This is a genomic window from Stenotrophomonas sp. PS02297 (genome assembly GCF_029959705.1).
Taxonomy (GTDB): Bacteria; Pseudomonadota; Gammaproteobacteria; order Xanthomonadales; family Xanthomonadaceae; genus Stenotrophomonas; species Stenotrophomonas nitritireducens.
On record NZ_JASCOS010000229.1, the window covers coordinates 1 to 2097 of the forward strand.

Genomic DNA, 2097 nt, shown 5'->3' on the forward strand with positions numbered 1-2097 from the left:
GGCTTCAGCCGCGAAAGGGCTCTCCCGGCAAAGCCCCATCGCGGCTGAAGCCGCTCCTGCCGGAAGCGGGGCGGGGTTCACCGCATCCATGACCATTGGCCGGCTCGGGGGCACCCCATGCTGGCTAGACTCGGGCCTTTGTCGTGAGTGGCCACGGGCCGGGGAAAGAGATGATCAAGCGGTGCTTGCTGGTGTTGGGCATGGGGCTGGCGTTCGCCGGCAATGCGGCCGCGGCCGAGCAGGTGGACCTGGACATGGTGGGCAGGATCCGCCAGGAAGCCTTCCACCGCTCGCAGGTGATGGATACGTTCTCCTACCTCACCGAAAGCATCGGCCCGCGCCTGACCAACTCGCCGGCCATGGCCCGGGCCAACGACTGGACCCGGCAGAAGTTCGGCGAATGGGGCCTGGTCGACGCGCATGACGAGGCCTTCGACGGCTTCGGCCGCGGCTGGGAATTCGATTCGGCCAGCGTGGAGATGCTGGAGCCGCGCGTGACCCAGCTGTACGCGCTGCCCAAGGCGTGGACGCCCGGCACCAAGGGCACCGTGGAAGGCGAGGTGATCAAGGTCGAGATCAAGAAGCTGGCCGACCTGGAGAAGTACAAGGGCAAGCTGCGCGGCAAGATCCTGCTGCTGGGCGATGCGCGCGAGTACAAGCGCGGCACCGAGCCGGATTCGCACCGCCACGACGCCACCTCGCTGGAAGGGCTGCAGGAATTCACCATTCCCAAGTCCATGGACAAGGACCGCGCCAAGCGGCTCAAGGAGTACGCCGAGCGCCAGGAACTGGCCCGCGCCACCAACGCGTTCCTCGCCGAAGAGGGCGCGCTGGCGGCCATCAGCATCAGCGGCTGGGACAACGGCATCATTCGCGTCGGCGGCGGCGGTTCGCGCAAGGCCGGCGAGCCGGTGGGCATTCCCGAGCTGGCGATGATCGCCGAGCACTACAACCAGCTGGCGCGCGCGCTGGAGCGCAAGCAGCCGGTGAAGCTGCGGGTCAATGTCGATGCGCGCTTCACCGACGAGACCGACCAGCCGGGCCACAACACGGTCGCCGAGATCCGCGGCAGCAGCAAGGCCGACGAGATCGTGATGCTGGGCGCGCACATGGATTCCTGGCACACCGGCACCGGCGCGGCCGACAACGCCGCCGGCGTGGCGGTGATGATGGAGGCCATGCGCATCCTCAAGGCGGTGGGCGCCAAGCCCAGGCGGACCATCCGCGTGGCGCTGTGGAGCGGCGAGGAGCAGGGCCTGATCGGCTCGCAGGCGTACGTGGCAAAGCACTTCGCGCACTATCCCGAACCCACCGACCCGGCGCAGAAGGCGTTGCCGGCCTCGCTGCGCGAGCCGACCGGCCCGCTGCGGAAGCTGCGCGACTACGAGAAGTTCTCCGTGTACTTCAACATGGACAATGGCTCGGGCCGCTTCCGCGGCATCTACGCGCAGGAGAACATCGCCGCGATGCCGATCTTCGAGGCGTGGCTGAAGCCGTTCAACGACGTCGGCGCCACCAGCGTGGTCACCCGCAACACCGGCAGCACCGACCACATCAGCTTCGACCGCGTCGGCCTGCCGGGCTTCCAGTTCATCCAGGACCGGCTGGACTATTTCAGCAACGTCCACCACAGCAACCTGGACACCTGGGACCATGCCGAGGCGGAAGACCTGAAGCAGGCCGCGGCGATCGTCGCCTCGTTCGTCTACAACGCCGCGATGCGCGAGGAGAAGATGCCGCGCAAGCCGCTGCTGGAAGACTGAGCGCGCTGCAACAGGGAAACGACGAAGGGCCGCATTGCGGCCCTTCGTCGTTCTGTTCCGCAGTGGCGACCGGCTGCTGGCCGGGCAGGGGTTTTACTGCGGTATGGAAGACGCTGCCGACCAGCGACATCCGCCACGGCCCGCATCTGCGCGCAGGAGCGGGCCGCGCCGGTGATCGTTGTTCTGTGCAGGGCATCCGTTGGCAGTGCCGGCTCTCCCGCTCGTGCCACAACCCGGTAGTGCCGGCCGCTGGCCCGCAACCGCGATGGCAATGATCCCGAGGCTGCCGGCCACCCCCCCGCCCCAACCCGCGGCGGGGGGGGATAAACAAAAA

At 67.9% G+C, this 2097-nt stretch carries 1 protein-coding gene; it reads left to right on the forward strand.

From position 1 onward, the window contains the following. The first annotated feature begins 170 nt into the window (after positions 1 to 170). A complete protein-coding gene (locus tag QMX80_RS19100) occupies positions 171 to 1763 on the forward strand; it encodes a M20/M25/M40 family metallo-hydrolase (protein WP_282278754.1) in 1593 nt (530 codons plus the stop codon). The last annotated feature ends 334 nt before the right edge of the window (positions 1764 to 2097 follow it).

Coding starts and splice junctions, on each gene's coding strand:
- QMX80_RS19100 (WP_282278754.1), top strand. CDS start 171: ATGATCAAGCGGTGCTTGCTGGTGTTGGGCATGGGGCTGGCGTTCGCC.